At 46.3% G+C, this 24,639-nt stretch carries 25 protein-coding genes and 1 other annotated feature; of the genes, 24 read left to right on the forward strand and 1 reads right to left on the reverse strand.

Annotated elements, in window-relative coordinates; all coding sequences use genetic code 11:
- Window positions 1-379 precede the first annotated feature (379 nt).
- The 19 genes from citZ (at window position 380) to DIJ65_RS12190 (ending at window position 20,928) form a co-directional block, all read left to right on the forward strand.
- Window positions 380-1,495 carry a citrate synthase gene (citZ, locus tag DIJ65_RS12100; RefSeq protein WP_117302595.1) on the forward strand — a complete coding sequence of 372 codons (1,116 nt, stop codon included), beginning with the start codon at window positions 380-382 and terminating at the stop codon, window positions 1,493-1,495.
- 86 nt (window positions 1,496-1,581) lie between these two features.
- A complete protein-coding gene (icd, locus tag DIJ65_RS12105; protein ID WP_117302597.1) occupies window positions 1,582-2,850 on the forward strand; it encodes an NADP-dependent isocitrate dehydrogenase in 1,269 nt (422 codons plus the stop codon).
- 151 nt (window positions 2,851-3,001) lie between these two features.
- The gene (gene mdh / locus DIJ65_RS12110) at window positions 3,002-3,940 is read left to right on the forward strand and encodes a malate dehydrogenase (RefSeq protein WP_117302599.1); all 939 of its coding nucleotides are present in this window, start codon (window positions 3,002-3,004) and stop codon (window positions 3,938-3,940) included.
- A 146-nt stretch (window positions 3,941-4,086) separates the two neighbouring features.
- A complete protein-coding gene (locus DIJ65_RS12115) occupies window positions 4,087-4,563 on the forward strand; it encodes a MaoC/PaaZ C-terminal domain-containing protein (protein ID WP_117302601.1) in 477 nt (158 codons plus the stop codon).
- A 44-nt stretch (window positions 4,564-4,607) separates the two neighbouring features.
- Window positions 4,608-5,318, forward strand: a complete 711-nt coding sequence (locus tag DIJ65_RS12120) for a response regulator transcription factor (RefSeq protein ID WP_117302603.1) — start codon at window positions 4,608-4,610, stop codon at window positions 5,316-5,318.
- Window positions 5,315-6,712 carry a two-component system histidine kinase PnpS gene (gene pnpS, locus DIJ65_RS12125; protein ID WP_117302605.1) on the forward strand — a complete coding sequence of 466 codons (1,398 nt, stop codon included), beginning with the start codon at window positions 5,315-5,317 and terminating at the stop codon, window positions 6,710-6,712. The genes DIJ65_RS12120 and pnpS overlap by 4 nt, the downstream gene beginning before the upstream one ends.
- Before the next feature lie 375 nt (window positions 6,713-7,087).
- Window positions 7,088-9,706 (forward strand): DNA polymerase I, encoded by a 2,619-nt coding sequence (polA, locus tag DIJ65_RS12130; protein WP_117302607.1) that lies wholly within the window; start codon window positions 7,088-7,090, stop codon window positions 9,704-9,706.
- A 16-nt stretch (window positions 9,707-9,722) separates the two neighbouring features.
- Window positions 9,723-10,592, forward strand: a complete 870-nt coding sequence (mutM, locus tag DIJ65_RS12135) for a bifunctional DNA-formamidopyrimidine glycosylase/DNA-(apurinic or apyrimidinic site) lyase (RefSeq protein ID WP_117302609.1) — start codon at window positions 9,723-9,725, stop codon at window positions 10,590-10,592.
- Between the two features lie 9 nt (window positions 10,593-10,601).
- Window positions 10,602-11,189 (forward strand): dephospho-CoA kinase, encoded by a 588-nt coding sequence (coaE, locus tag DIJ65_RS12140; protein ID WP_117302611.1) that lies wholly within the window; start codon window positions 10,602-10,604, stop codon window positions 11,187-11,189.
- 115 nt (window positions 11,190-11,304) lie between these two features.
- On the forward strand, window positions 11,305-12,318 hold the full coding sequence (locus tag DIJ65_RS12145) for a glyceraldehyde-3-phosphate dehydrogenase (protein ID WP_117302613.1): 1,014 nt from the start codon (window positions 11,305-11,307) through the stop codon (window positions 12,316-12,318).
- A gap of 315 nt (window positions 12,319-12,633) precedes the next feature.
- Window positions 12,634-13,017 (forward strand): adenosylmethionine decarboxylase, encoded by a 384-nt coding sequence (speD, locus tag DIJ65_RS12150; RefSeq protein WP_117302614.1) that lies wholly within the window; start codon window positions 12,634-12,636, stop codon window positions 13,015-13,017.
- Between the two features lie 599 nt (window positions 13,018-13,616).
- Entirely contained in the window at window positions 13,617-14,093 is a 477-nt protein-coding gene (gene nrdR / locus DIJ65_RS12155) for a transcriptional regulator NrdR (RefSeq protein WP_117302616.1), read from the forward strand.
- Between the two features lie 11 nt (window positions 14,094-14,104).
- Window positions 14,105-15,466 (forward strand): replication initiation and membrane attachment family protein, encoded by a 1,362-nt coding sequence (locus tag DIJ65_RS12160; protein ID WP_117302618.1) that lies wholly within the window; start codon window positions 14,105-14,107, stop codon window positions 15,464-15,466.
- The gene (dnaI, locus tag DIJ65_RS12165; protein WP_117302620.1) at window positions 15,467-16,402 is read left to right on the forward strand and encodes a primosomal protein DnaI; all 936 of its coding nucleotides are present in this window, start codon (window positions 15,467-15,469) and stop codon (window positions 16,400-16,402) included. It begins immediately after the preceding gene.
- A 536-nt stretch (window positions 16,403-16,938) separates the two neighbouring features.
- On the forward strand, window positions 16,939-18,867 hold the full coding sequence (gene thrS, locus DIJ65_RS12170; protein WP_117302622.1) for a threonine--tRNA ligase: 1,929 nt from the start codon (window positions 16,939-16,941) through the stop codon (window positions 18,865-18,867).
- Window positions 18,868-19,100: 233 nt separating this feature from the next.
- Window positions 19,101-19,240, forward strand: a sequence feature (ribosomal protein L20 leader region).
- Window positions 19,241-19,308: 68 nt separating this feature from the next.
- Window positions 19,309-19,830, forward strand: coding sequence for a translation initiation factor IF-3 (infC, locus tag DIJ65_RS12175; RefSeq protein WP_221930622.1), 522 nt, complete (start codon window positions 19,309-19,311; stop codon window positions 19,828-19,830).
- A 27-nt stretch (window positions 19,831-19,857) separates the two neighbouring features.
- Entirely contained in the window at window positions 19,858-20,058 is a 201-nt protein-coding gene (gene rpmI / locus DIJ65_RS12180) for a 50S ribosomal protein L35 (RefSeq protein ID WP_117302627.1), read from the forward strand.
- A 173-nt stretch (window positions 20,059-20,231) separates the two neighbouring features.
- A complete protein-coding gene (gene rplT, locus DIJ65_RS12185; protein ID WP_117302629.1) occupies window positions 20,232-20,591 on the forward strand; it encodes a 50S ribosomal protein L20 in 360 nt (119 codons plus the stop codon).
- 58 nt (window positions 20,592-20,649) lie between these two features.
- Complete coding sequence (locus DIJ65_RS12190) at window positions 20,650-20,928, forward strand: DUF1294 domain-containing protein (RefSeq protein ID WP_117302631.1); 279 nt, start codon at window positions 20,650-20,652, stop codon at window positions 20,926-20,928.
- Here DIJ65_RS12190 and DIJ65_RS12195 read toward each other — a convergent pair.
- Window positions 20,925-21,317: a sigma-w pathway protein ysdB gene (locus DIJ65_RS12195; RefSeq protein WP_117302633.1), complete on the reverse strand. Its 393-nt coding sequence runs from the start codon at window positions 21,315-21,317 to the stop codon at window positions 20,925-20,927. The genes DIJ65_RS12190 and DIJ65_RS12195 overlap by 4 nt on opposite strands.
- Before the next feature lie 93 nt (window positions 21,318-21,410).
- Between DIJ65_RS12195 and DIJ65_RS12200 the strand changes: the two genes are divergently transcribed.
- From DIJ65_RS12200 to DIJ65_RS12220, 5 genes are all read left to right on the forward strand, one after another.
- Window positions 21,411-21,896 (forward strand): dUTP diphosphatase, encoded by a 486-nt coding sequence (locus tag DIJ65_RS12200; RefSeq protein WP_117302635.1) that lies wholly within the window; start codon window positions 21,411-21,413, stop codon window positions 21,894-21,896.
- A gap of 79 nt (window positions 21,897-21,975) precedes the next feature.
- Window positions 21,976-23,064: a M42 family metallopeptidase gene (locus DIJ65_RS12205; protein ID WP_117302637.1), complete on the forward strand. Its 1,089-nt coding sequence runs from the start codon at window positions 21,976-21,978 to the stop codon at window positions 23,062-23,064.
- A 413-nt stretch (window positions 23,065-23,477) separates the two neighbouring features.
- A complete protein-coding gene (locus tag DIJ65_RS12210) occupies window positions 23,478-23,693 on the forward strand; it encodes a helix-turn-helix transcriptional regulator (RefSeq protein WP_117302639.1) in 216 nt (71 codons plus the stop codon).
- Window positions 23,683-24,183 (forward strand): hypothetical protein, encoded by a 501-nt coding sequence (locus DIJ65_RS12215; protein ID WP_117302641.1) that lies wholly within the window; start codon window positions 23,683-23,685, stop codon window positions 24,181-24,183. Before DIJ65_RS12210 ends, DIJ65_RS12215 begins: the two co-directional genes overlap by 11 nt.
- Complete coding sequence (locus DIJ65_RS12220) at window positions 24,180-24,629, forward strand: small multi-drug export protein (protein ID WP_117302643.1); 450 nt, start codon at window positions 24,180-24,182, stop codon at window positions 24,627-24,629. Before DIJ65_RS12215 ends, DIJ65_RS12220 begins: the two co-directional genes overlap by 4 nt.
- The last annotated feature ends 10 nt before the right edge of the window (window positions 24,630-24,639 follow it).

Genomic DNA, 24,639 nt, shown 5'->3' on the forward strand with positions numbered 1-24,639 from the left:
CTTGGGCGTGAGCCCGCGGAAAGCGCGCACCGGAACAGAAAGCAACCGTTCCATCGCCTTATTTTATCAACTTTTGAGATAAAATATGAGAAAAATACTTGACTGCGCATAAGAAAGCATCCGCCTAAAGCGTAATGATTGGAGAAGCTAATAGTTTCTCTACAATCTGAAATACTCGGGTTATAGTTGGATAACCCGAGTATTTTTATTGATTTTTTTATCCGAATTACAGAAAAACAAGCGTTTTCATTCACAAAGTCCTGTTAATTGATTATAATGAACAAGGTAGGAACTTATCAGAGTTTCATAAACGCAGATGAATCATCATTCTGCCTTTTTTTGTGGAATGATGGATTATACTGGAGAAGGAGCGAATTTTATGACATCGTCAAAAGGTTTAGAAGGTGTAGTAGCTACACAATCCGCCATCAGTTCAATTATTGATGACACGCTTACATATGTTGGCTACAATATCGATGATTTGGCTAACAACGCCAGTTTTGAAGAAGTGATTTATCTATTATGGCATCAACGTTTGCCGAAAGCTGACGAACTTGCAGAATTGAAACAGCAATTGGCTGATAATATGGCGGTTCCACAAGCAGTTTTGGATCATTTCAAAACTTACGAAATCAAAAAAGTTCACCCGATGGCTGCTCTTCGTACAGCAGTATCAATGCTGGGTCTTTTTGATGAAGAAGCTGAAGAGATGAATCCTGAAGCGAACTATCGCAAAGCGATTCGCATCCAGGCAAAAATCGCAACATTGGTTACTGCATTTGGCCGCGTCCGCAATGGCCAGGAACCGGTTGCACCGAAAAAAGACCTCAGCTTTGCTGCTAACTTCCTTTATATGTTGTCAGGCGAAGTGCCTGCTGACATCGAAGAAGAAGCATTCAACAAAGCATTGGTTCTTCACGCTGACCATGAGCTGAACGCTTCAACGTTCACTGCACGTGTTGCTGTCGCAACTCTTTCTGATGTCTATTCGGGTGTTACTGCTGCAATCGGAGCTCTTAAAGGGCCATTGCACGGTGGAGCCAATGAACAGGTTATGAAAATGCTGACAGAAATCGGTTCAGTCGATAATGTTGAAAAAGTGATCAATGAAAAACTTGCCAACAAAGAGAAGATCATGGGCTTTGGCCACCGTGTTTACCGTAAAGGTGACCCGCGGGCAAAACACCTGCGTGACATGTCCCAGAAACTGACGAAAATCCGTGGCGAGGAAAAATGGTATGAAATGTCGATCAAGATTGATGAAATCGTTACAGGCCAGAAAGACCTTCCACCGAATGTGGATTTCTATTCTGCTTCTGTTTACCATTCATTGAACATCGAACACGACCTGTTCACACCGATTTTCGCGGTATCACGTACGTCCGGCTGGTTGGCTCATATCCTTGAGCAATACTCGGACAACCGTCTGATCCGTCCACGCGCAGATTATATCGGACCAGGAATGCAGAGTTATGTTCCTGTTGAAAAGAGATAATTATAAGAAAAGCAACATCAATAAAAAATCGATAGGGCTGGCACTTTGTGCAGCCCTATGACTTTGAACTCAGGAGGAATTTTATAATGGCTAACGGCGAAAAGATTTCAGTAGAAAACGGTGTATTGAACGTTCCCAACAATGCAGTAATTCCATACATCATCGGTGACGGTACTGGACCGGATATCTGGAATGCGGCTTCACGCGTTCTTGAAGAAGCGGTAACGAAAGCATACAACGGTGAAAAATCAATCGTTTGGAAAGAAGTACTTGCTGGTCAAAAAGCATACGATGAAACAGGCGAATGGCTTCCTGAAGAAACGCTTGACGTAATCCGTGAATACTTGATCGCTATCAAAGGACCTCTTACTACGCCAATCGGTGGCGGTATCCGTTCGTTGAACGTGGCACTTCGCCAGGAGCTTGACCTTTATACTTGCCTGCGTCCGGTTCGCTATTTCGAAGGCGTACCATCTCCGGTTAAACGTCCGGAAGATACGGATATGGTCATTTTCCGTGAAAACACTGAAGATATCTATGCTGGTATCGAATATGCAAACGGCAGTGACGAAGTGAAGAAATTGATCTCTTTCCTTACAGATGAAATGGGCGTTAAAAACATCCGTTTCCCTGAATCATCAGGTATCGGCATCAAGCCAATTTCTGAAGAAGGAACAAAACGCCTTGTGCGCGCTGCGATCAATTACGCTTTGGCTGAAGGCCGCGAGTCGTTAACTCTTGTACACAAAGGGAATATCATGAAGTTCACTGAAGGAGCTTTCAAGAACTGGGGCTACGAAGTGGCTGAACAGGAGTTTGGCGATAAAGTTTTCACTTGGAACGAGTATGACAAAGTGAAAGATGAGCAAGGTACGGAGGCTGCAAACAAAGCACAGGAAGACGCTCTTGCTTCAGGCAAAATCCTTGTCAAAGATTCCATCGCTGATATTTTCCTTCAGCAGATTCTTACGCGTCCAAGCGAGTTCGACGTAGTTGCTACAATGAACTTGAACGGCGATTACATTTCAGATGCTTTGGCTGCACAAGTAGGCGGAATTGGTATCGCTCCTGGAGCGAACATCAACTACGATACTGGGCATGCAATCTTCGAAGCTACTCACGGAACAGCGCCTAAATACGCTGGCCTTGATAAAGTGAACCCGTCTTCTGTCATCCTTTCGGGTGTATTGATGCTTGAACACCTTGGCTGGAGCGAAGCGGCTAAATTGATCACAAACTCAATGGAAAAAACAATCGCTTCTAAAGTTGTAACTTATGACTTTGCTCGTCTGATGGACGGCGCTAAAGAAGTAAAAACTTCGGCGTTTGCTGATGAATTAATCAAAAACCTGTAATTTTTGGAGAGAGGGGATGCCCCTCTCTTTTTTCTTTTGTTCAAAACCGGCGATCAATTGTTTCAAATCGTTGAGTTGAGGAAACTATAATTGGGTAAGGAATATTTCGAATGAAAAAGTCCACAAAATCCGAATATAAAGGAGAGTTCCAATGACATTCAAACGGAAGAAAATTTCTGTGATCGGTTCCGGTTTTACAGGTGCTACTGCTGCATTTCTTTTGGCACAAAAAGAGCTGGGTGACGTGGTCCTGGTCGATATTCCACAAATGGAGGATCCGGCAAAAGGCAAAGCACTCGATATGGCGGAAGCGGGTCCGGTAATCGGTTTTGATGCACGTGTCACCGGCACAGCGGATTATGCCGACACAAAAGAATCGGATCTCGTGATCATCACAGCCGGAATTGCACGCAAACCCGGTATGAGCAGGGACGATTTGGTTCAGACAAACCAGAAGATCATGAAATCTGTGACAGCGGAAATTGTCAAATTTTCACCGAATTCCACCATTCTCGTTTTGACGAATCCGGTGGATGCGATGACCTATACGGTTTTTAAAGAATCCGGATTTCCGAAAGAGCGGGTTATCGGCCAATCGGGTGTGCTCGATTCTGCGCGTTTCCGAACGTTTGTCGCTCAGGAATTAGATGTTTCCGTGAAAGACATCAGCGGCTTCGTTTTGGGTGGCCACGGGGACGACATGGTGCCGCTCGTACGGTATTCCTACGCCGGCGGCATACCGCTTGAATCACTGATCTCTAAAGGAAGGCTTGAGGAAATTGTCGAAAGAACCCGCAAAGGCGGTGCCGAGATTGTAAATCTCCTTGGCAATGGTTCAGCCTATTATGCTCCTGCCGCTTCGCTCGTTGAGATGGCAGAAGCCCTCATCAAAGACCAGCGCCGCATTATGCCATCGATTGCCTATCTGGAAGGGGAGTACGGCATGGAAGGAATTTATATGGGTGTTCCAACCATTCTTGGAGCCGGAGGAATAGAAAAGATAATCGAGATTGAGTTGAATGAAGAAGAAAAAGCATTATTGAATAAATCAGCCGAATCAGTAAAAGCAGTGATGAAAGTATTAGCGTAAGGCAAGAAGACGGACAGGAATCCCCTGTCCGTTTTTTGGATGAATAAAATATACCGCTTTTATCGTTTAATCCTATACCGCACAGCATTTGCTTTTCATTACTTAATTGATATGATTGAAGTATCAAGACAACAGGGGGGATTTTAATGTTACTGGGAAAGAAACGGAAGTTAGGCCGAAAAATCGAGGATATGGCGGCTGGCGAAAAACTGAAACTTACAGAAAAGATCGAAGACAAAGACCTGCTTCTTTATCTGGGTCTGACGAATGACGGGAATCCACTTTATATTCAGCACGATTTCGCATCACAGACAAAATTCGAAAAGCCGGTTGTTCCAACGGCTATGCTGACAGGCATCGTCACTTCGGCAGTGTCAAAATATCTGCCGGGTCCGGGATCATATATTAAGGAACAACACCTGAAATTCAGCAAGCCTGTATACCATTACGCAACGATCGATTTCCTGCTGGAAGTAACGGAAGTCAATGTTGCAGCCAACGAAGTAACGGTCCGCGTGGAAGCAACTGATGAAAATGGAGAGCTGGTTGTTGAAGGTGAACTTGTGGCGAATCCTCCCCAAGTGCTGAACCAGCTCACCACACAGTCAATGGATAATTTCTGATTGGTTTGGAATGGGGGTTTCAAACTGAATGTGGAGGCTGTTAAATGCAGAAGAAGATATTGATTATCGAAGACGAACAATCCATCGCAACTTTGCTGTCCTATAACTTGAAACAGGCAGGGTATGAAACACTTATTGCAAGCGATGGGAAAGAGGGGTTTGAAATGGCATTAAGTGAAATGCCTTCCCTCATCGTGCTGGATCTCATGCTTCCGTCGATGGATGGAGTGGAAATCTGCAAGGAACTGCGGCTTCAGAAAGTGGGCATCCCTATCATCATGCTGACCGCCAAAGACGAAGAATTCGATAAAGTCCTCGGACTGGAACTTGGTGCGGATGATTATATGACGAAGCCTTTCAGCCCCCGTGAAGTGGTGGCGCGCATTAAAGCCGTTCTCCGCAGATCGGAAGGTCTGAAGGTGACTCGGGAGGACTCATCATCTTCCGAAATGAAATTAGGCAAACTGAAAGTCTATCCAGAGCGCTATGAAGCTTTCCTGAACGATGAGCAATTGGAATTCACACCAAAAGAATTCGAACTTCTCGTATATTTGATGGAGAATAAAAACCGTGTCCTGACACGGGATCAATTATTGAGTGCGGTATGGAAATATGACTTTGCGGGGGATACACGAATTGTCGATGTCCACATCAGCCACCTGCGGGACAAAATTGAGGAAAACAGCAGAAAGCCTGTCTTTATCAAAACCATTCGCGGGCTGGGCTATAAATTTGAAGAGCCGAAGCCGGTATGAAGCCATTTCGGCGACGGCTTTTGGCCACTCTCGTACTATGGCTTGGCACTCTTCTTGCCAGTCTCTATATCATAATCGTACAATTTTTCCCTTTGTATCAGGAACTCGGCAATACTCCTGAATTCTGGTTGTTGCTCGGCCTTCTATTCCTGCTGGCTTTTGTAATTTCAGTCGCGATTGGGTATCGGATTCTCAAAATCCATATCGCTCCAATCGAAAATATTACAGAAACGGCTATGGAGCTGGTAAAAGGGAATTTTCGTGCGAGGGCTTATGAAGACGCAGAGAATGGTTCGGGCCAACTGAGTTCGACCATCAATGTATTGGCACGAAATCTTCAGGAAATTACAGCTGTCCGTGAAATGGAGCAGGAACGGCTGATGACGCTGGTTGAAACCATGGGCAGTGGATTGATCATGGTTGACAGGCAAGGGAAAATTTCTTTGTTCAATAAATTTTTCCAGAATGAATTTAAATTGAGCAGCGAAGACTTGAGCGGCAAGTTTTATGGGGTACTGCCGATTCCACCTTCACTTGCCGATTTTATCGAAAAAGTTTTCATGACTGAAACACCGGCGCGGGAGCAAATTGAATACCAGGCGGGCATCCATACCCGTGCTCTTGAAGTTTATGGCGCACCTGTCCTCGGGAGCCATGAACAATGGCTTGGTATAGTCATTGTTCTGCATGATATCACTGAACTGAAACGTCTTGAACAGATCCGGAAGGATTTCGTGGCAAACGTTTCCCATGAACTTCGAACCCCGGTTACCTCGATAAAGGGGTTTTCAGAAACTTTGATTGATGGCGCTTATAAAGATGAAGACACATTATTATCTTTTCTTGAAATTATCCAAACCGAAACCAACCGGCTTGAAACGCTGATCGAAGAGCTCCTTGAATTGTCAAGAGTCGAACAACGCGGTTTCCGGGTGGATGCGCAGCCGACAGATATGAAGGCCGTAATCGAGTATGCAATTGAAATGGTACAGCCCTCACTGGAAGGTAAGAAAATGCTGCTGAAGACATCTTTGGAACCACTGACTGTTGCAGGGGATGCCAATCGGCTCGTTCAGATTCTGATGAATTTGCTGGCAAACGCGATAAACTATTCAGCCCCAGAAAAAACAATAGAAGTCCGGTTGTATCAAGACAGGAATCAGGCGGTAGTCCAAGTCGAAGACCAGGGGATTGGCGTCGCGCCCACCGAAATCAGCCGACTTTTCGAGCGGTTCTATCGTGTCGACAAAGCGAGGAGCCGGAATTCCGGAGGAACGGGACTTGGCTTGTCAATCGTAAAGCACCTGGTTGAAGCGCATCAGGGAGAAATTGAGGTTGTCAGCACACCAGGGAAGGGCAGCACATTCACCATTTTCCTGCCGCTTGCTGACTGACGTTTTGTAAACAAACAAAGCTTTACAATTCTTTCATACTGGCTTCACATACGGGTGGTATCTTTAAATGGAACCCCCTTTCAACTCAAAAAGAAGAAAAAGGACCTTCCACGAGGTCCTTTTTCTTCTTTTTATTTAAAACTGTTTAAGTTGCACTTATGAATCAGCTTGAGTGCGCCGCTTTGGACAAGTGCAAAACTCAGGTTCGTCGCAAGCTTGTCGCAACACAAGCATCGGCTAAGGTCCTCACAGCCGTTCTGCGGAATTTTCGTCACATCATAAATCTTGTAAGATATCCAGCCGTCATTTCTCTTCTTTTTGCCAGCGTGGTAAAATAAAGGGAATGAGGGCTTTTTTATTGAAAGGGGTAATTTTGTGGCTAAGAAAATACTTTTACTGGATGGCAATAGTTTGGCGTATCGCGCATTTTTCGCGTTGCCATTGCTGACAAATGAGAACGGCATCCACACGAATGCCGTATACGGATTTACGATGATGCTCCAACGGGTTCTTGAAGAGGAAAAACCGACACATATGATGGTGGCATTTGATGCGGGGAAGACGACTTTCCGGAACCAAATGTTCACTGAATACAAAGGTGGACGGCAGAAAACACCACCGGAATTATCTGAGCAGTTCCCATACTTACGCAAATTGATCGATGCATATCGCATCAAGCAATACGAACTCCCGAACTACGAGGCGGATGACATCATCGGAACGTTGAGCCTGGAGGCGGAGCAGGAGGGCGACGAAGTCATCGTCATTTCCGGGGACAAGGATTTGACCCAATTGGCTTCTCCTTCCACAACGGTATACATCACCCGCAAAGGGATTACGGATATCGAAAAATATACGGTAGAGCATATAAAAGAAAAATACGGGTTGGCCCCGTTACAGATTATCGACATGAAAGGACTTATGGGCGATTCTTCCGATAATATACCGGGAGTTCCGGGTGTTGGCGAAAAGACAGCACTCAAGCTGCTTGCAGCACACGGTTCAGTGGAAGGTGTTTACGAAGCGATCGATCAGCAAAAAGGCAAGATGAAAGAAAAGCTGGTCGCCAATGAAGACCTTGCGTACATCAGCAAAAAACTGGCCACGATTGAGCGCCAGGCTCCGGTGGAAGTGAAAATCGAAGAGTTGAGCTACGCAGGACCGGATCAGGACGAATTGATCCGGATCTGGAATGAACTGGCTTTCAAATCATTACTGGAAAAAATGGATTATACGGCTGAGGAAACGGTCAAAGAAGAATTGAATTTCACTGTTGTCACCGCAGTTGATACTTCCATCCTGAAGGATGAAATGGCCGTGCATCTGGAAATGTACGACGAACATTACCACACATGCGAATTACTCGGCGTTGCTCTGTCGGATGAGGATAATACCTATGTTATCCCGATGGCTGCCGCCAAGGAGTCGGAAACATTTAAAGCATGGCTGGCGGATCCAGCGAAGAGAAAGTATATGTCGGATTCCAAAGCGTCCACTGCTGCATTTTTGCGCAACGGAATCGAATTGGATGGTGTGGATTTCGATTTGATGCTCGGTGCCTATATCGTGAATCCGTCGCTGACCTATACCGATATGGCCAATATTGTTTTGGAATACGGCTACACGGACGTTTCGACAAATGAACAGGTTTATGGCAAAGGCGCTAAGAAAAAAGTGCCGGAAGAGACCATCCTGAACGAACATATCGCCAGGAAAGCACGGGCCATCTGGAAAGTCCGAACGGTCATACTCCGGAAGCTGGAGGAAAACCACCAATTCGACCTTTACGATAAATTGGAGCTTCCACTGGCCACAGTGCTTGGTCAAATGGAATCGTTGGGCGTTAAAGTCGACCGCGAACAGCTGTCCGATATGGGCGTGGAATTGGCTAAAAAACTGGAGAAAATCGAGACAGAAATCCATGGCCTGGCCGGACAGGAATTCAATATCAACTCGCCGAAGCAATTAGGGGTCATCCTATTTGAAAAGCTGGGATTGCCGCCATTGAAAAAAACCAAGACCGGCTATTCAACAGCAGCCGATGTACTTGAAAAATTGGAAGGGCAGCATGAAATCATTTCACACATTCTGTTGTACCGCCAGCTTGGCAAACTCCTTTCCACTTATATAGAAGGATTATTAAAAGAAATTCATGAAGACGGCAAAATCCATACCCGTTTCCAGCAGGCGCTGACGACGACCGGCCGTTTAAGCTCCACCAATCCGAACCTGCAGAATATTCCGGTGCGTTTGGAAGAAGGACGCAAAATCAGAAAGGCATTTGTTCCTTCCCACCCGGATTGGGTAATGGTCGCCGCCGATTATTCCCAAATCGAATTGCGGGTACTTGCGCATATGTCCGGTGATGAACGCCTGGTCCAGGCTTTCAAGGATGATCGCGATATCCATACGGCGACTGCGGCGGACGTATTCCACGTCCCGCTCGAAGAAGTGACCGGTAAGATGCGCAGTGCGGCAAAAGCGGTTAATTTCGGGATTGTCTACGGCATCAGTGATTACGGCCTGTCACAAAACCTCAATATTCCCCGGAAAGAAGCGGCCGATTTTATCGAGCGCTATCTGGCCAGCTTTCCGGGTGTGCAGAGATATATGACTGACATCGTATCATCTGCGAAAAAAGACGGATTTGTCACAACCTTGATGAACCGCCGCCGGTATCTTCCTGATATAACAAGTTCGAACTTCAATCTGCGCAGTTTTGCAGAACGCACCGCGATGAACACGCCGATTCAGGGGAGTGCCGCTGATATCATCAAAAAAGCAATGATCCAAATGGATGAAGCGCTTGAACGGGAAGGCTTAAAAGCAAATATGCTTCTGCAGGTCCATGATGAACTGATTTTCGAAGCACCAAAAGATGAACTGGAAAAGTTAATGGAATTGGTCCCGAAAGTGATGGAAGCGGCCGTGGAATTGAATGTTCCGTTGAAAGTCGATATCGCATCGGGTGATACCTGGTACGACACAAAATGAATGGAGGCCGATAATTATGCCTGAGCTTCCGGAAGTGGAAGGCGTGGTCCGGCAAATCAGGCCAGTCGCCATCGGCAAAAAGATAGCCGATGTCTTTGTTTCCGATACCATCCGGCTTTCAAAAACCGGTGGGAAGGAAGCAATCCTGAAAAAGATCGAAGCGGACAGTTTTATTGAGAAAGTAAAAGGGGCTCAAATTGTCAGCGTTGAACGGCGCAGCAAATATATCTATTTCACATTAAGGAAAGAAGAAGAATATCTTCTTGTCAACCACCTCGGAATGTCGGGGGCGTGGTTTTACGTCGGCAGCCTGCTGGCGATTCCGGAAGAAAAATTCCGCCGGCATGTTCACATCGTCCTGACATTGAGTGACGGCAATGTGCTTGCTTATTCGGATATCCGCCGTTTTGGCGAAATGCGGGTGCTGGCCGATGAAAGCGATTACCCACCGCTGCTGCTTATGGCGCCTGAACCCTTTGCTGAAGGGGCTCTGCAGCATTTTCTGGACATGTCCGAAAGCCCGAAATACCGCAATAAACCCATCAAAGAAGTGATCATGGACGGTCAGGTGATATCCGGAGCGGGCAATATCTATGCCACGGAAGCTCTTTTTCGGATGAAAATCCATCCGAAACGGGCTGCGCAACGGATCAGCAGAAAGCGCAGGACAGAACTTTTTGGCGAAGTGGTCGAAATCTTACTGGAAAGCATTGAAGCAGGCGGCAGCACCATTTCCGATTACCGGAACATCAACGGAGAATCGGGCGGCATGCAAAACCGCTTCGCAATGTATGGAAAAAAACAATGCATGTCCTGCGGCAGTGCGACGAAAACCCTGAAAATCGGGGGACGCACATCGGTCTACTGCCCGACATGCCAAAAATGAGGGCTGAAGATGATCATTGGATTGACGGGAAGTATAGCAAGCGGAAAAAGTACTGTTTCGAAAATGTTGGAGGAAATGGGGTTTCCAATCATTGACGCGGATTTGGTTGCCCGGCAAGTGGTGCAGCCCGGAACTGAAACGCTGAAAAAAATCGAAGCGTTATTCGGACCTGAAGTAATTCGGCCTGATGGCACGATGGACCGGGAAAAGGTTGGAACATTGATCTTTTCCGATCCTCTTGCAAGAAAGCAGTTGAACGATATTATCCATCCGGCAATCCGTGAAGAAATGCTCCGGCAGCGGAATGCATATATTGCGCAAGGTTTTGAGACGATCATAATGGATATCCCGCTGCTGTTCGAAAGCAAATTGCAGCATTTTGTTGATAAAATCCTGGTCGTAAGTGTAACGGAAGAAAATCAGCTTGCGCGCCTGATGGAACGGAATGGGTTAAGTGAAAGTGAAGCCAGGGCCCGGATCAGTTCCCAGTTGCCGATGTCCGTTAAAGAAGAAGGAGCGGATGCCGTCATTTACAATAACGGCACTATTGATGAGACTGCCTTCCAATTGGCCCAAATTCTGAAACAGTGGCGATAAAAAACAAAAAGTTGAAATATTCATCCCTTTTTGAGGTTCTGAAAACAGGATAATGTGTTATACTATATAACGGATTCAAAATATAAGTATAACTTAATTAATGGAGGACTTTTAAATGACAGTTTCTATTGCAATTAATGGATTTGGCCGTATTGGCCGCATGGTGTTCAGACAGGCAATCCTTATGGATGATGTAACGATTTCAGCAATAAATGCAAGCTATCCTGCTGAGACTTTGGCTCATTTGATAAAGTATGACACAAATCATGGAACCTTTGCCGGCGATGTAAGCGCTGAAGAAGGAGCTTTAATTGTAAATGGAAAACGGGTCCAATTGGTAAGCGAACGTGACCCTTTGAAACTTCCATGGAAAGAAATGGGCGTTGACATTGTCATTGAAGCAACCGGGAAATTCAATTCGCGTGATAAAGCAGCCCTCCATCTTGAAGCAGGAGCGAAAAAAGTCATTTTGACTGCGCCGGGCAAAAATGAAGATATCATGATTGTAATGGGCGTCAATGAAGAAAAATTGGACATTGATAAGCACGATGTCATTTCAAATGCCAGCTGTACGACGAACTGTCTTGCCCCGGTAGCCAAAGTCCTCAACGATTCGTTTGGCATCGACAATGGGTTGATGACAACTGTACATGCTTACACGAACGACCAGAAAAACCTGGATAACCCGCACAAGGATCTGCGCCGTGCACGTTCATGTGCCCAATCGATTATCCCAACATCGACAGGCGCCGCGAAAGCGCTGTCACAAGTATTGCCGGATCTCGAAGGCAAGATGCACGGAATGGCTCTGCGGGTTCCGACACCGAACGTCTCACTCGTCGATCTAGTGGTCGATCTGAATACAGATGTAACTGTTGAAGAAATCAACGAAGCCTTCAAGCAAGCAGCCGATGGACCGATGAAAGGCATCCTGAGTTTCACGATGGAGCCTTTGGTGTCCATAGATTTCAATACGACAACCGATTCCGCAATCATCGATGGCCTGTCCACGATGGTTCTGGGGAAACGCAAAGTGAAAGTCCTCGCATGGTATGACAACGAATGGGGCTATTCAGCACGCGTGATCGACCTGACAAAACGTGTCGCTTCTGCGATGAGTGTAATTTGATGACAAAAACCACTTTTTCTATTAATATGGAAAAGTGGTTTTTATTTGTAAGATAAAACCACGAAAAAAAGATATTTATATTAGATTAATTTGTTGCATTTCCACGGGATACATCATATACTATGATTCGTAGCTAAAAAAGGGCTGCTTTCTTCCGGACAATCCCAAAGCTCAATGAGGGATCTGGACGAAAAATTTTTATTCACATGACTGCTTAAAGGGTTAGGACCTCTTTGGACTAACTTTCCCCCGTGGTAGTCAACTTTGAATATTTTGAGCAAGAAACCAAAATGATATCAAAGGGGGAAACGAACCATGGAAACAATGGGACGTCACGTAATTGCAGAACTTTGGCAGTGTGATTTTGACAAATTAAACGATATGGATTTTATCGAACAAACTTTTGTTGATGCAGCACTCAAATCAGGGGCAGAAGTCCGCGAGGTCGCTTTCCACAAATTTGCGCCACAGGGCGTAAGCGGCGTAGTAATCATTTCTGAATCACATTTGACAATCCACAGCTTTCCAGAACACGGCTATGCGAGTGTAGATGTTTACACATGCGGCGATATGGATCCGACTATTGCAGCGGATTACATCGCTAAGGCTCTTGACTCACAATCGAGTGAAGTTAAAGAGTTGCAACGTGGAATGGGCCCGGTCGGTGCTGGAAAAACCAAAGTTACAGTAACTGCATAATCCATTAAACCATAACAGTAAAGCAGGGGATCCTTTCCTCTGCTTTTTCTATTTGTATTGAAGAAAATCAAAGAGAATTGATCAACCACCAATATTCCGCAAAACAGCTTCGCTTGCCTGGGGGCTCGCGCTGAGCTAACTCGGTCTCGTTTCACTTCGCCAGAGTGGATCTCAGCACTTCGCTTGGCCCCCTGGGCGTCTTCGCTGTTTTGCTCCATATCTTTAGAGAATCCATTTTAATGTAATAGCGGAAGGCAATGCAGAGTAAAGATATAATTTGCATCGATGCTTCGACTAAAGGCAAAGCTAACTCGGGCCTATGCCCGAGTGTGGTTCAGTATTCCCTAATCACAAAGAATTCTTAAGTGCTTTCTTATTTCTAGAAGTAGATCCCAGCGAAGGAGCGCCGCCGGACTTAGCGAAGCAATAAGACGAGTGCTCTTCTCGGCTTATTGCGGGAGCTTAGTCCAAAGCGACGAAGCGTCATATATATAAGATGTTTCTTCTGTTCCGTTAACAGATTAAAAAATGAAATATATTAAACACCGGAATTTTGTTATACTTATAGCAACAGATAGAGAGTTTGGGGAGATGTCAAAATGAAATGTCCGGCTTGTCAGCATAATGGAACCCGCGTAGTGGATTCGCGGCCAGTAGATGAATTGAAATCGATCAGAAGAAGAAGGGAATGCGAGGAATGCGGCTATCGCTTCACCACTTTCGAGAAAGTGGAAGAGATGCCGCTGATTGTCGTGAAAAAAGATGGTTCCCGTGAAGAGTTCAGCCGCGAAAAAGCGCTGCGCGGTTTGATCCGTGCCTGTGAAAAACGTCCGGTTCCATTGGAAACGCTTGAAGAACTCGTTTTTACTATTGAAAAAGACCTGCGGCGAATCGGCAATGCCGAAGTGAAATCCGAACAAGTCGGGGAAATGGTCATGGACAGGCTGGCGGCAATCGATGAAGTGGCTTATGTCCGTTTCGCATCTGTCTACCGCCAATTCAAAGACATCAATGTATTTATAGAGGAACTGAAGGATTTATTGAACAAGAATCCGGATGACAAGATATCCGAGTAAGGCGGTGACATATGACTGCATTTTATAAGGAGTTGCAGCCGGCTGATGCTTTCAAGATCCGGCTGCCTTATCCATTTTCCGATTATGACCGTCAATTGCTGACGCTTCTTTATCAACCGATGGTGGGCTCCGAGGCTGTATCGCTGTACCTGACACTTTGGGCGGAAGGTGAAGCAATGCAGGCCGAAGCGACGCATTATACGCTGATGAATACACTGGGTCTGCCGATTTCGAAGGTTTTTGAATCGCGGATTCAGCTTGAAGCAATCGGGCTGATGAAGACATACAGGAAGGGAACTGATTCCCGCACGTTCCTGTATGAGTTATGTCCACCGCTCGATCCGAAAGACTTTTTCACCGACCCGCTGTTATCGATGTTCCTGTTCAGTAAAATTGGCGACATTGCATACCGCCGGGTGCGCGACCGCTTTGTCATACCCACAGAGGACATGGATCACTTTGAAGAAGTGTCACGAACATTCACTGATATTTTCAAACCGGTACATGCAAAGGCAGGCTACCCGAGTGATTCACAAAAAATGCAGCAGCGCAGCCGGAAAGGCTATGAAGCAGAATACGATTTCGACTTCAGCCTGTTGCATCAGGGACTTTCCGAGCAGCTTGTGCCAAAACGCGTGCTCACTGTGCCCATCCGGGATACCATCAGCAAACTCGCGTTTCTTTATGGCTGGGGACCGCTGGAAATGCAAAAAGTGATTCTGCTTGCCATTGATGATGATTATCGTCTTACTATAGAAGGAATTAAAAAATCAGCATCCGAGTATTACAAGATGACAGTGTCCACAACTGCGCCGAAATTGGAACCGGTACATACGAAGCCGCCTGAACCGAAAGATGATCCGAAGACGAGACAGGACGAATTGATCCTTTATCTGGAATCGGCATCCCCCATTGAAGTTCTCCGCGATATTGCCGGAGGCAAGGAACCCCTTTCCGCCGATGTTCAGCTGGCCAATAACCTGGTGGTGCATCACGGAATGGAGCCCGCTGTGGTAAACGTTCTGCTTCAGTATGTTTTGCTTCGCACGGATATGAAACTGACGAAAAGTTATGTAGAAAAAATTGCTTCCCATTGGATCCGGAAAAGTGTTTCGACTGCCGCTGAAGCGATGGAGTTGGCGCGTACGGAACATGCCCAGTACGTGAAATGGAAATCGGAAGGATCGCCGACGGCCTCCTCAAAATCTTCGGCGCGCTCAGGCGGGAAACCGGTCCGTGAGGAAAAATTGCCCGAATGGTTCTACACGAAAGATGAACCGCAGGCAGCAAATTCTCCAAAAAACGAAAGCCTTGAAGTTGAGAAGCAAAAACTTCTGGCGAAACTGGCTTTGAGAAAAGGGAAGGGTGATTAAATGGAACCGATACGGGAAACCTTAAAACGGGTGGTCAACGCACCGGCTTTTTCAGAGCGCTACAACGATATGCGCAAGGAAGTGCTGGAACACCCCGGCGTCCAGAATTTTCTTGAGGAACATGCATCTGAAATTGATAAAAGCATCGTCGATCGCGGCATGCATAAATTATACGAATACATCGATCAGTCACATGACTGCAATAAATGCCCGAGCCTGGAAGGCTGCATCAATCATCTGAAAGGCTTTGAACCGAAACTGGTGTTGGAGCGCAATACAATCGGCATCGCCTATACGGCCTGCAAGTCAAAAAATGACTATGACAATAAGCGCCGCGCAAGCTCCCTGATCCATAGCATGTATATGCCGAAAGAAGTCATGCAGGCAACGCTTTCAGAATTTGAAGCAGACGACAGCCGGATGGAAGCATTCCGTGCAGTCGGCACTTTCCTGGATCAGGCGACCGGTCCGGACAACCTTCCGGAAAAAGGATTGTTCTTCTACGGCAAATTTGGTGTGGGCAAATCCTATCTCCTCAGTGCTGTGGCAAATGAGCTGGCAGAGATGAACGTCAAATCTGTTTTGGTCTTCGTACCCGAATTCATGCGCGAAATGAAACAGGCCATCGGCGACCAGACGCTGCAGGAAAAAGTCGACTACGTCAAAAAGGCGGATGTTCTGATGCTGGATGATATAGGGGCGGAAGCTATGTCGAGCTGGACACGCGACGAAGTACTGGGCACCATTCTTCATTACCGCATGGCCGAAAAGCTTCCGACTTTCATGACGTCGAATTTCAGCTATTCTGAACTTCAGCATCACCTCACTTACTCGCAGCGCGGTGAAAAGGAAGACCTGAAAGCGGCACGTGTCATGGAACGTATCCGGGCACTGACCAGTCCTGTTAAATTGGACGGCCGCAATCGCCGGAATTAAACAGTGGTCGAGATCATTTTAAATGCATTTTATTTACAGTGATTGCATTTTGGATGCTTTCGGTTTATAGTATATCTAATCGAAATATGATTTTAAATGCAACGACGAGGACAATAACGGATTGCACGACTTCCAGAGAGAGAAGCCCAGGCTGAAAGCTTCTTAAGAAACGGCCATCCATTTACCGCCTCCGAGCAGCAGTTGTGAACGTATTTAGTAGCAGCTGCCGGCAACCGGCCCGTTAGCCGATGCAGAGCTTCGTTCCTTTCGATTTATTGATTGGAACAGAAGAAGGGTGGAACCACGAACTTAAGCTTCGTCCCTTTGGGATGGGGCTTTTTTGCGTTGAAAAGCGGAAAGAGCCGTTCTGCTTCGACAGGCATAAGACGATTTGGCGAAGCGGCATGTTTTCAGCCGCACAGCCGAAGTGGCTTATGTCCCGAGAAGCAGGCTCTTGCAGCTGGATCTAAATAAAGAGCGCCAGTTCAGTCCCTGTGAACAAGCATTTCCATAAGAAAACAAAAGGAGAGATTGCTATGTCAGACATGATCAATTTAAAATTCCCGGACGGAGCGGTAAAGGAATTCGAACGGGGAACTACTACTGAAGATGTGGCAGGGTCCATCAGCCCGGGTTTGCGCAAAAAAGCGCTTGCCGGAAAACTTGGCGATCGCCTTGTCGACCTTAAAGCACCGCTGAAAGAAGACGGCGAGATCGCGATAATCACTGCGGATTCGGATGAAGCTTTGGAAATTTTGCGCCATAGCACTGCGCATTTACTGGCACAGGCAGTCAAACGTCTGTATCCGGATGCCAAGCTTGGCGTTGGTCCGGTAATTGAAAACGGTTTTTATTACGATATAGATACAGCGTCGGCCATCACTTCAGAAGACCTTCCGAAAATCGAAAAGGAAATGAAGAAAATCATCGGGGAAAACCTTGAAATCGTATGCGAAAATGTGACGCGTGCAGAAGCGCAAAAACGTTTCGCTGCGATTGAAGACCCGTATAAACTGGAATTGCTCGAAGCGATCCCGGAAGATGACCAGGTATCCATTTACGAACAGGGCGACTTTTTCGACCTGTGCCGCGGCATCCATGTCCCGGCAACAGGCAAGCTGAAGGAATTCAAATTGCTCAGCGTAGCAGGCGCTTACTGGAGAGGCAACAGTGACAACAAAATGCTGCAGCGCATCTACGGTACTGCGTTTTTCAAGAAAGAGGACCTGAAAGCGCATCTGCAAATGCTGGAAGAAGCGAAAGAGCGCGACCACCGCAAAATCGGCAAGGAACTCGACCTGTTCATGAACTCCCAAAAAGTTGGACAGGGCTTGCCGATGTGGCTGCCGAAAGGCGCGACAATCCGCCGCATCATCGAGCGTTATATTGTTGATAAAGAAGAGCGTCTTGGCTATGATCACGTCTACACTCCGGTTCTCGGCAGTGTCGATCTTTATAAGACAAGCGGCCACTGGGATCATTACCAGGACGACATGTTCCCGGTAATGAGCATGGACAATGAAGACCTAGTTCTTCGTCCGATGAACTGCCCGCACCATATGATGATTTTCAAGCATGGCATCCATTCCTACCGCCAGATGCCGGTCCGCATCGCGGAACTTGGCACAATGCACCGCTATGAAATGTCCGGAGCATTATCCGGTCTGCAGCGTGTCCGCGGCATGACATTGAATGATGCGCATCTATTCGTTCGTCCGGATCAGATCAAGGATGAATTCAAACGAGTCGTCAATTTGGTGGTGGAAGTTTACAAAGATTTCGACATCAAAGATTATTCATTCCGCGTTTCATACCGCGACCCGGAAGACAAAGAGAAGTATTTCGATGACGATGCAATGTGGGAGCGCGCGCAATCCATGCTGAAGGAAGCCATGGATGAAATGGGCTTGGATTATGTGGAAGCTGATGGAGAAGCGGCATTCTACGGACCGAAACTTGACGTCCAGGTGAAAACTGCTCTGGGCAAAGAAGAAACGCTTTCAACAGTTCAGCTCGATTTCCTGTTGCCTGAACGTTTCGACCTTTCCTACATTGGAGAAGACGGCAAGCAGCATCGTCCGGTTGTCATCCACCGCGGGGTGGTTTCTACAATGGAACGTTTTGTAGCCTTCCTGATCGAAGAATATAAAGGTGCCTTCCCGACTTGGCTGGCACCGGTCCAGGTTGAGGTCATCCCGGTTTCATTGGATATCCACAGTGAATATGCGAAAGAAGTACAGGAAAAACTGCAGGCGCATAAATTGCGTGTCGACATCGATGAACGCGATGAAAAGCTCGGTTATAAGATCCGCGAAGCCCAAATGCAGAAAGTTCCTTATATGCTCGTGCTGGGTGATAAGGAACTGGAGGACGGTTCAGTGAACGTCCGCAAATACGGCGAACAGAAATCCGAAAGCATGCCGTTTGAAGACTTCCTGTCGATGATCCAAGGAGAACTTCGATAAGTTTGAACTAGAGAAATATCATATGCAACGTTCGGCACTGAGAGTGATTTCAAGAGATATGGAGTAAAACAGCGAAGACGCCCAGGGGGCCAAGCTCAGCGCAAGCCCCCAGGCAAGCGAAGCTGTTTTACGGAATATCGGTTATGTTGATTTATTACTTCAAGTTATATCGATATGTTGGTTGACATGCACTTATGTGCGTGGTATTATGAATAAGGTTATAGAATACTTATATGTGCAAGCAGGAGCACCCGCTTCTCACCTGATCGACCATTTGTTGGCAGGTAGACACGATTTGACTTTTTCACGCTGAGGCGTGTTGTCATAAATTGCGGGTGGGCCGAACGAGGCCCATCCGCTTTTTTTTTGGATCGGAACCTGTATGCCGACATGGTCGGTTACGCATTTTAAGCTATTCGCAACACTATCCGGAGGTGGATTATTATTAGCAAAGACAGTAATGTAAACGAAGGAATTCGTGCACGGGAATTACGGGTTATTGATCAGAATGGTGAACAACTCGGCATTAAAACGCGCACCGAAGCCCTAGAAATTGCAGGTCGTGTCAACTTGGATCTGGTTCTTGTGGCTCCTCAAGCTAAGCCGCCGGTTGCCCGCATCATGGACCATGGTAAGTTCAAGTTTGAGCAGCAGAAGAAGGAACGTGAGATTCGCAAGAATCAAAAAGTCATCGTAGTGAAAGAGGTTCGTTTGAGCCCCGGAATCGACGATCACGACTTCAACACGAAGCTTCGGAACGCAATCAAGTTCCTTGAAAAAGGCGACAAAGTGAAAGCTTCAATCCGTTTTAAAGGCCGTGCGATTACGCACAAAGAAATCGGACAACGTGTCCTTGAACGCTTCGCAGAAGCGTGCAAAGATGTTGCAACCGTTGAACAGCGCCCTAAAATGGACGGCCGCAGCATGTTCTTGATGCTTGCACCGATCAACGAAAAAGAATAAGAGATCATTGTTTAGGAGGAACTCGAAATGCCGAAAATGAAAAGCCATAGCGGTGCGTCAAAACGTTTCAAGAAAACTGGAACAGGTAAAGTAAGACGCAATCGTTCACACACAAGCCATTTATTTGCAAACAAATCGACTAAGCAAAAGCGTAAACTTCGCAAAGGGAAACTTGTATCTTCTAGCGACTTGAAGCGCATCAAATCACTAATCTACAACATGAAGTAATAACGAAAAGCGGAAACGGCCGTTCAGCTCCATAAGACTAAAGATGAACTTCCGAAGCAGCGCTCTTTGCCGCACAGGAAAGACAGCTTAAGTCCGAGGAGTTGGCCGTCGGAGTCTGGACAATAACTGAACAAAAAATCGAATTTTTTATATTCAGCAGGAGGTAATGTGATATGCCACGCGTAAAAGGTGGAACAGTGACGCGTCAGCGTCGTAAAAAGGTCATTAAATTAGCAAAAGGTTATTATGGTGCAAAGCACATCCTTTACAAAGTAGCAAACCAACAGGTGATGAAGTCAGGTAACTATGCTTACCGTGACCGTCGCAACAAAAAACGTGATTTCCGCAGATTGTGGATCACTCGTATCAACGCAGCAGCTCGTTTGAACGACATCTCTTACAGCCGTCTAATGAACGGTCTTAAAGTTGCCGGTATCGACATCAACCGCAAAATGCTTGCTGAAATCGCTGTAACTGATGCAGTTGCATTCACAGCACTTGCAGACCAGGCTAAAAAAGCTTTGAACAAATAAAATGAATGCAAAAAAGACTGGCGAGCCTTCGCCAGTCTTTTTTTACGGGGGAAAAACAATGTTTTTGGTGATTTCAGCTTATTTTGCAATTTTATCAGTCATGGCTCTGGCAATGATGAAAATCGATAAACGCCAGGCACAGAAAAGAGGCCAGCGTATTCCCGAGAAGAACCTGTGGAGAGTCGCTTTGTTCGGCGGCGGCATCGGCGCGTATATCGGCATGATGATGTTCCGGCACAAAACCAAGCACACGAACTTCCGGCTCGGTTTCCTGATGCTGGCCATTCTGCAGGCAGCAGTGCTGGTTTGGGTATACACTGAATTCGGATTCGATTAACCGTCGGTTCCGTTTTCCATCAATAGTTCAATCGGATTTTTCCAATGGATATCGGCGTTCGGGTATTTCAAGTGAATTTCCTTTTCAAGGAAACGGAAATCCTCTTTGCTGAAGTCCTGCAGGCTTTCCGGATGTTCCGTCCAAACAAAAATTGAAACCACTTCGAACGGCTTGTCCGTGGTACCCAAGTATTTTTCTCCTTCAAAAACTGCTCCATGTAATGTAATGAAGAAGTTCTTGCGGACATTGTTGACGTCGTCATAAAAATAATAGGATCTGCTTGCCACAGCCGCATCGAATTTGCGTTTCGGATCGAAGACATAGCGCACCAACCGATAAACTAAATAAATAATCAAGGCAATAACCAGTAAGCGGATAATGATGGCCATGCGAAATACCCCCTTTGGAAAGTGGTTGTCATGTATAATACGGACATACAGAATTATGGTTTCATGATTTATTGAAAATAGAGGAGGATTGGGATGAATTTAGAAAAATTATTCACTATGCAGGAAGAGTTAGACAGCTATATTCAAACGAATAACGAAGCGAACGGAGACCTTTTTGAAAAGAAAGGCCTTGCTCTCATCGTGGAGCTTGCCGAATTGGCCAATGAAACCCGTGCCTTTAAATTTTGGAGTTCCAAAGGGCCTTCTGAGCGCGAAGTGATTCTCGAAGAATACGTGGATTCCATCCACTTTTTATTGTCCGTGGGCATTGAACAGGATTTGAATATGCTGAAAGAATGGCCGGATCCTTATCCGGAACAGGATTTGACTGCCTTATTTCTGAAGACGAATAGGAGCATACTCGAATTTATGGATAAGCATTCAATGTCGACGTATCAGACGGTCTGGAGCTGTTATGGTTCGATTGCCGAATTACTGGGGTTCACATACGAGGACGTCATGGAGGCGTATGTCGCTAAAAACCAGAAAAATTACGATCGGCAAAAAGAAGGATACTGATTCAATAGATGAATTTTTTGAAAATATGCGCTTGTTCATTTATAATGATGGAGTGAGACTATTTAGGAGGTCGAAATAAATGGTGAAATTAGACGAAACGCTTCAAATGTTGAAAGATTTAACGGATGCTAACGGTATCCCGGGCAATGAACGCCAAACGCGCGAAGTCATGAAGAAGTACATAGCGCCTTTTGCCGATTCAATTGAAACGGACGGGCTGGGAAGCCTGATCGCGAAAAAAGTAGGGAAAGACGGCGGACCGAAAATCATGGTTGCCGGCCACCTCGATGAAGTAGGATTCATGATTTCCCAGGTTGACGAAAAAGGATTCCTGAAATTCCAGACAGTCGGCGGATGGTGGAACCAGGTAATGCTGGCACAGCGTGTTACCATCACAACCCGCAGCGGCAAGGAAATTATCGGAGTAATCGGTTCGAAGCCGCCGCATATCCTGTCACCTGAAGCACGCAAAAAACCTGTTGAAATCAAAGACATGTTCATTGACATCGGTGCATCTTCACGCGACGAAGTGAAGGAATGGGGCATTACACCAGGAGACATGGTCACGCCTTATTTCGAATTCAACGTCATGACCAATGAAAAATTCCTGATGGCAAAAGCCTGGGATAACCGCATCGGATGCGCCATTGCAATCGATGTGTTGAAAGGTCTGAAAGGCCAGGACCACCCGAACGTCGTTTATGGCGTGGGAACTGTCCAGGAAGAAGTGGGGCTTCGCGGCGCGAAAACAGCGACAGCGAAAATCCAGCCGGATATCGGATTTGCAGTGGATGTAGGCATTGCCGGCGATACGCCAGGAGTTACAGCTCAGGAATCCAACAGCAAAATGGGCGACGGACCGCAGATCCTTCTTTTTGACGCTTCTATGGTATCCCACCGCGGCTTGCGTGAACTTGTTGTCGATACAGCGGAAGAATCAGGAATCCCTTACCAGTTCGAAACGATTGCAGGCGGCGGCACTGACGCCGGCTCGATCCACTTGACTGCGAATGGTGTTCCAGCCCTGTCGATTGGTGTGGCCACGCGCTACATCCACTCACATGCAGGCATTCTGCACCGCGATGACTACGAAAATGCAGTGAAACTGATCATCGAAGTCATCAAAAAGTTGGACAAAGACACAGTAGCAAAAATTACATTCGAATAAAACATTGTGACCCCGGCCGAATTGGCCGGGGTTTTTGTTGTTTTCGGGGGTGATTGATCATAGAATCCGAAAAGTGATCATAGAACTCGTTGCGTGATCATAGAACCTCAAAAAGTGATCATAGAATATAATTCGAGCCGCTCTTGTCGCTTTTCGCCTGCGAAAAGCATCCATTCAGCTCCCTGAACCTGGTAGAAGCACTCGAAATGTAGAATTCAAGCAGTTTCACATACAGAAAGTGATGTATTCCCTTAAAACCCAACCCAAAAGGCATGCGCAAACACAGCGCATGCCTTTTTGAATGCCTGGACCGCTTTCAGCGCTCCAAAAAAGTTAATAATACTTTACTTAATGTTAAGTATACTGTACATTATGTTATATGGACCGAACATTTGGAAGGAAGGATGAATGGGATGCTGAAGAATCGGGTGAAAGAAATGCGAGCTCGGCATAACCTGACGCAGAGCGATTTGGGCAAGCAAGTCGACGTGACGCGGCAGACGATTGCTTTTATTGAAAAAGGGGAGTTCTCACCGTCGATCACGCTCGCGCTGAAATTGGCAAAGGCGCTGCTAGTTGATGTAAACGAATTATTTTGGCTGGAGGGAGATAAGAAATATGAAAAATGACATCAGGCTAAACTATCCCTTGTGGATGATGGCATTTATCGTTCTTTTGGGCGTTTTTGCTTTAGGGATCAATTTATCGACGACTGAAACCATCAATAACGAGACTGAAGCAAGTCTAGCGATTCAATTGGAAGCTTTTGAGAGCTTTCTTATTTTCGGCTCTATTTTACTGTATCTGATCCTTTTAACCATTTTCAGTGTGAAGATCAAACAATACAATCAGAAAAACCCACACCAGAAAATTTCGCTGTTAGCCATACGGCCACCGGAGTATCTGGAGGCTGATGAAGGAATGACCCATATTACCAGAAGGGCTGTGCAGAAAGTTTACACTTTCTATTCCTGGGCATTGCCGGCTCTTGCGACGATTGTCATTATATTGCCGCTTCCGCGCCTGCTGATTATCTACTCCATTCTCGGCTTGGCATTCGCTCAATATTGGATTTATTACGCAGAAATCCGCAAGCATTTTAAGGAGGAAGAAGAATGATTTACGAATACGTTCTGATATTCCTCGGTGCCGCGATTCCATGGTTCGAAATCGCTCTGGTCATTCCGCTCGGCATTGTCTGGGGGCTGTCGCCGTTTTGGGTAATGGTGCTTGCGTTCGTCGGCAATATGTTGACGGTGCTCGCGCTGATCATCGGCTTCGACCGATTCAAGGATTGGTACGACAAACGCCAGGAAGCAAAAGGCAAGACACAGAATAAGAGAAGCGTACGCGCGAAAAGAATCTGGAATAAGTATGGTTTGCCCGGGGTGGCGATGCTGGGGCCGATTCTGATCGGCACGCATATTGCGGCATTCATCGGCATGACGCTCGGCGCGACGAAAAAGAACACGACGGTCTGGCTGACAATCAGCATCGCGGTTTGGACAATGGCTTTCGGGATACTGACAGCGCTCGGATTTGATTTCTTCACCGGCAAAGTCTAAAGAGGCAGCT

The sequence above is a fragment of the Planococcus salinarum genome, assembly GCF_007004625.1.
GTDB lineage: Bacteria > Bacillota > Bacilli > Bacillales_A > Planococcaceae > Planococcus > Planococcus salinarum.

What these genes read in the sequence shown, in the direction of transcription:
- citZ (WP_117302595.1), top strand. Translation starts at nt 380, where the DNA reads ATGACATCGTCAAAAGGTTTAGAAGGTGTAGTAGCTACACAATCCGCC.
- DIJ65_RS12115 (WP_117302601.1), top strand. Translation starts at nt 4,087, where the DNA reads ATGTTACTGGGAAAGAAACGGAAGTTAGGCCGAAAAATCGAGGATATG.
- DIJ65_RS12210 (WP_117302639.1), top strand. Translation starts at nt 23,478, where the DNA reads ATGCTGAAGAATCGGGTGAAAGAAATGCGAGCTCGGCATAACCTGACG.
- DIJ65_RS12220 (WP_117302643.1), top strand. Translation starts at nt 24,180, where the DNA reads ATGATTTACGAATACGTTCTGATATTCCTCGGTGCCGCGATTCCATGG.
- rplT (WP_117302629.1), top strand. Translation starts at nt 20,232, where the DNA reads ATGCCACGCGTAAAAGGTGGAACAGTGACGCGTCAGCGTCGTAAAAAG.
- icd (WP_117302597.1), top strand. Translation starts at nt 1,582, where the DNA reads ATGGCTAACGGCGAAAAGATTTCAGTAGAAAACGGTGTATTGAACGTT.
- DIJ65_RS12145 (WP_117302613.1), top strand. Translation starts at nt 11,305, where the DNA reads ATGACAGTTTCTATTGCAATTAATGGATTTGGCCGTATTGGCCGCATG.
- DIJ65_RS12215 (WP_117302641.1), top strand. Translation starts at nt 23,683, where the DNA reads ATGAAAAATGACATCAGGCTAAACTATCCCTTGTGGATGATGGCATTT.
- rpmI (WP_117302627.1), top strand. Translation starts at nt 19,858, where the DNA reads ATGCCGAAAATGAAAAGCCATAGCGGTGCGTCAAAACGTTTCAAGAAA.
- DIJ65_RS12160 (WP_117302618.1), top strand. Translation starts at nt 14,105, where the DNA reads ATGACTGCATTTTATAAGGAGTTGCAGCCGGCTGATGCTTTCAAGATC.
- DIJ65_RS12190 (WP_117302631.1), top strand. Translation starts at nt 20,650, where the DNA reads ATGTTTTTGGTGATTTCAGCTTATTTTGCAATTTTATCAGTCATGGCT.
- DIJ65_RS12195 (WP_117302633.1), bottom strand. Translation starts at nt 21,317, where the DNA reads ATGGCCATCATTATCCGCTTACTGGTTATTGCCTTGATTATTTATTTA.
- speD (WP_117302614.1), top strand. Translation starts at nt 12,634, where the DNA reads ATGGAAACAATGGGACGTCACGTAATTGCAGAACTTTGGCAGTGTGAT.
- DIJ65_RS12120 (WP_117302603.1), top strand. Translation starts at nt 4,608, where the DNA reads ATGCAGAAGAAGATATTGATTATCGAAGACGAACAATCCATCGCAACT.
- dnaI (WP_117302620.1), top strand. Translation starts at nt 15,467, where the DNA reads ATGGAACCGATACGGGAAACCTTAAAACGGGTGGTCAACGCACCGGCT.
- pnpS (WP_117302605.1), top strand. Translation starts at nt 5,315, where the DNA reads ATGAAGCCATTTCGGCGACGGCTTTTGGCCACTCTCGTACTATGGCTT.
- DIJ65_RS12200 (WP_117302635.1), top strand. Translation starts at nt 21,411, where the DNA reads ATGAATTTAGAAAAATTATTCACTATGCAGGAAGAGTTAGACAGCTAT.
- thrS (WP_117302622.1), top strand. Translation starts at nt 16,939, where the DNA reads ATGTCAGACATGATCAATTTAAAATTCCCGGACGGAGCGGTAAAGGAA.
- mdh (WP_117302599.1), top strand. Translation starts at nt 3,002, where the DNA reads ATGACATTCAAACGGAAGAAAATTTCTGTGATCGGTTCCGGTTTTACA.
- nrdR (WP_117302616.1), top strand. Translation starts at nt 13,617, where the DNA reads ATGAAATGTCCGGCTTGTCAGCATAATGGAACCCGCGTAGTGGATTCG.
- DIJ65_RS12205 (WP_117302637.1), top strand. Translation starts at nt 21,976, where the DNA reads ATGGTGAAATTAGACGAAACGCTTCAAATGTTGAAAGATTTAACGGAT.
- mutM (WP_117302609.1), top strand. Translation starts at nt 9,723, where the DNA reads ATGCCTGAGCTTCCGGAAGTGGAAGGCGTGGTCCGGCAAATCAGGCCA.
- coaE (WP_117302611.1), top strand. Translation starts at nt 10,602, where the DNA reads ATGATCATTGGATTGACGGGAAGTATAGCAAGCGGAAAAAGTACTGTT.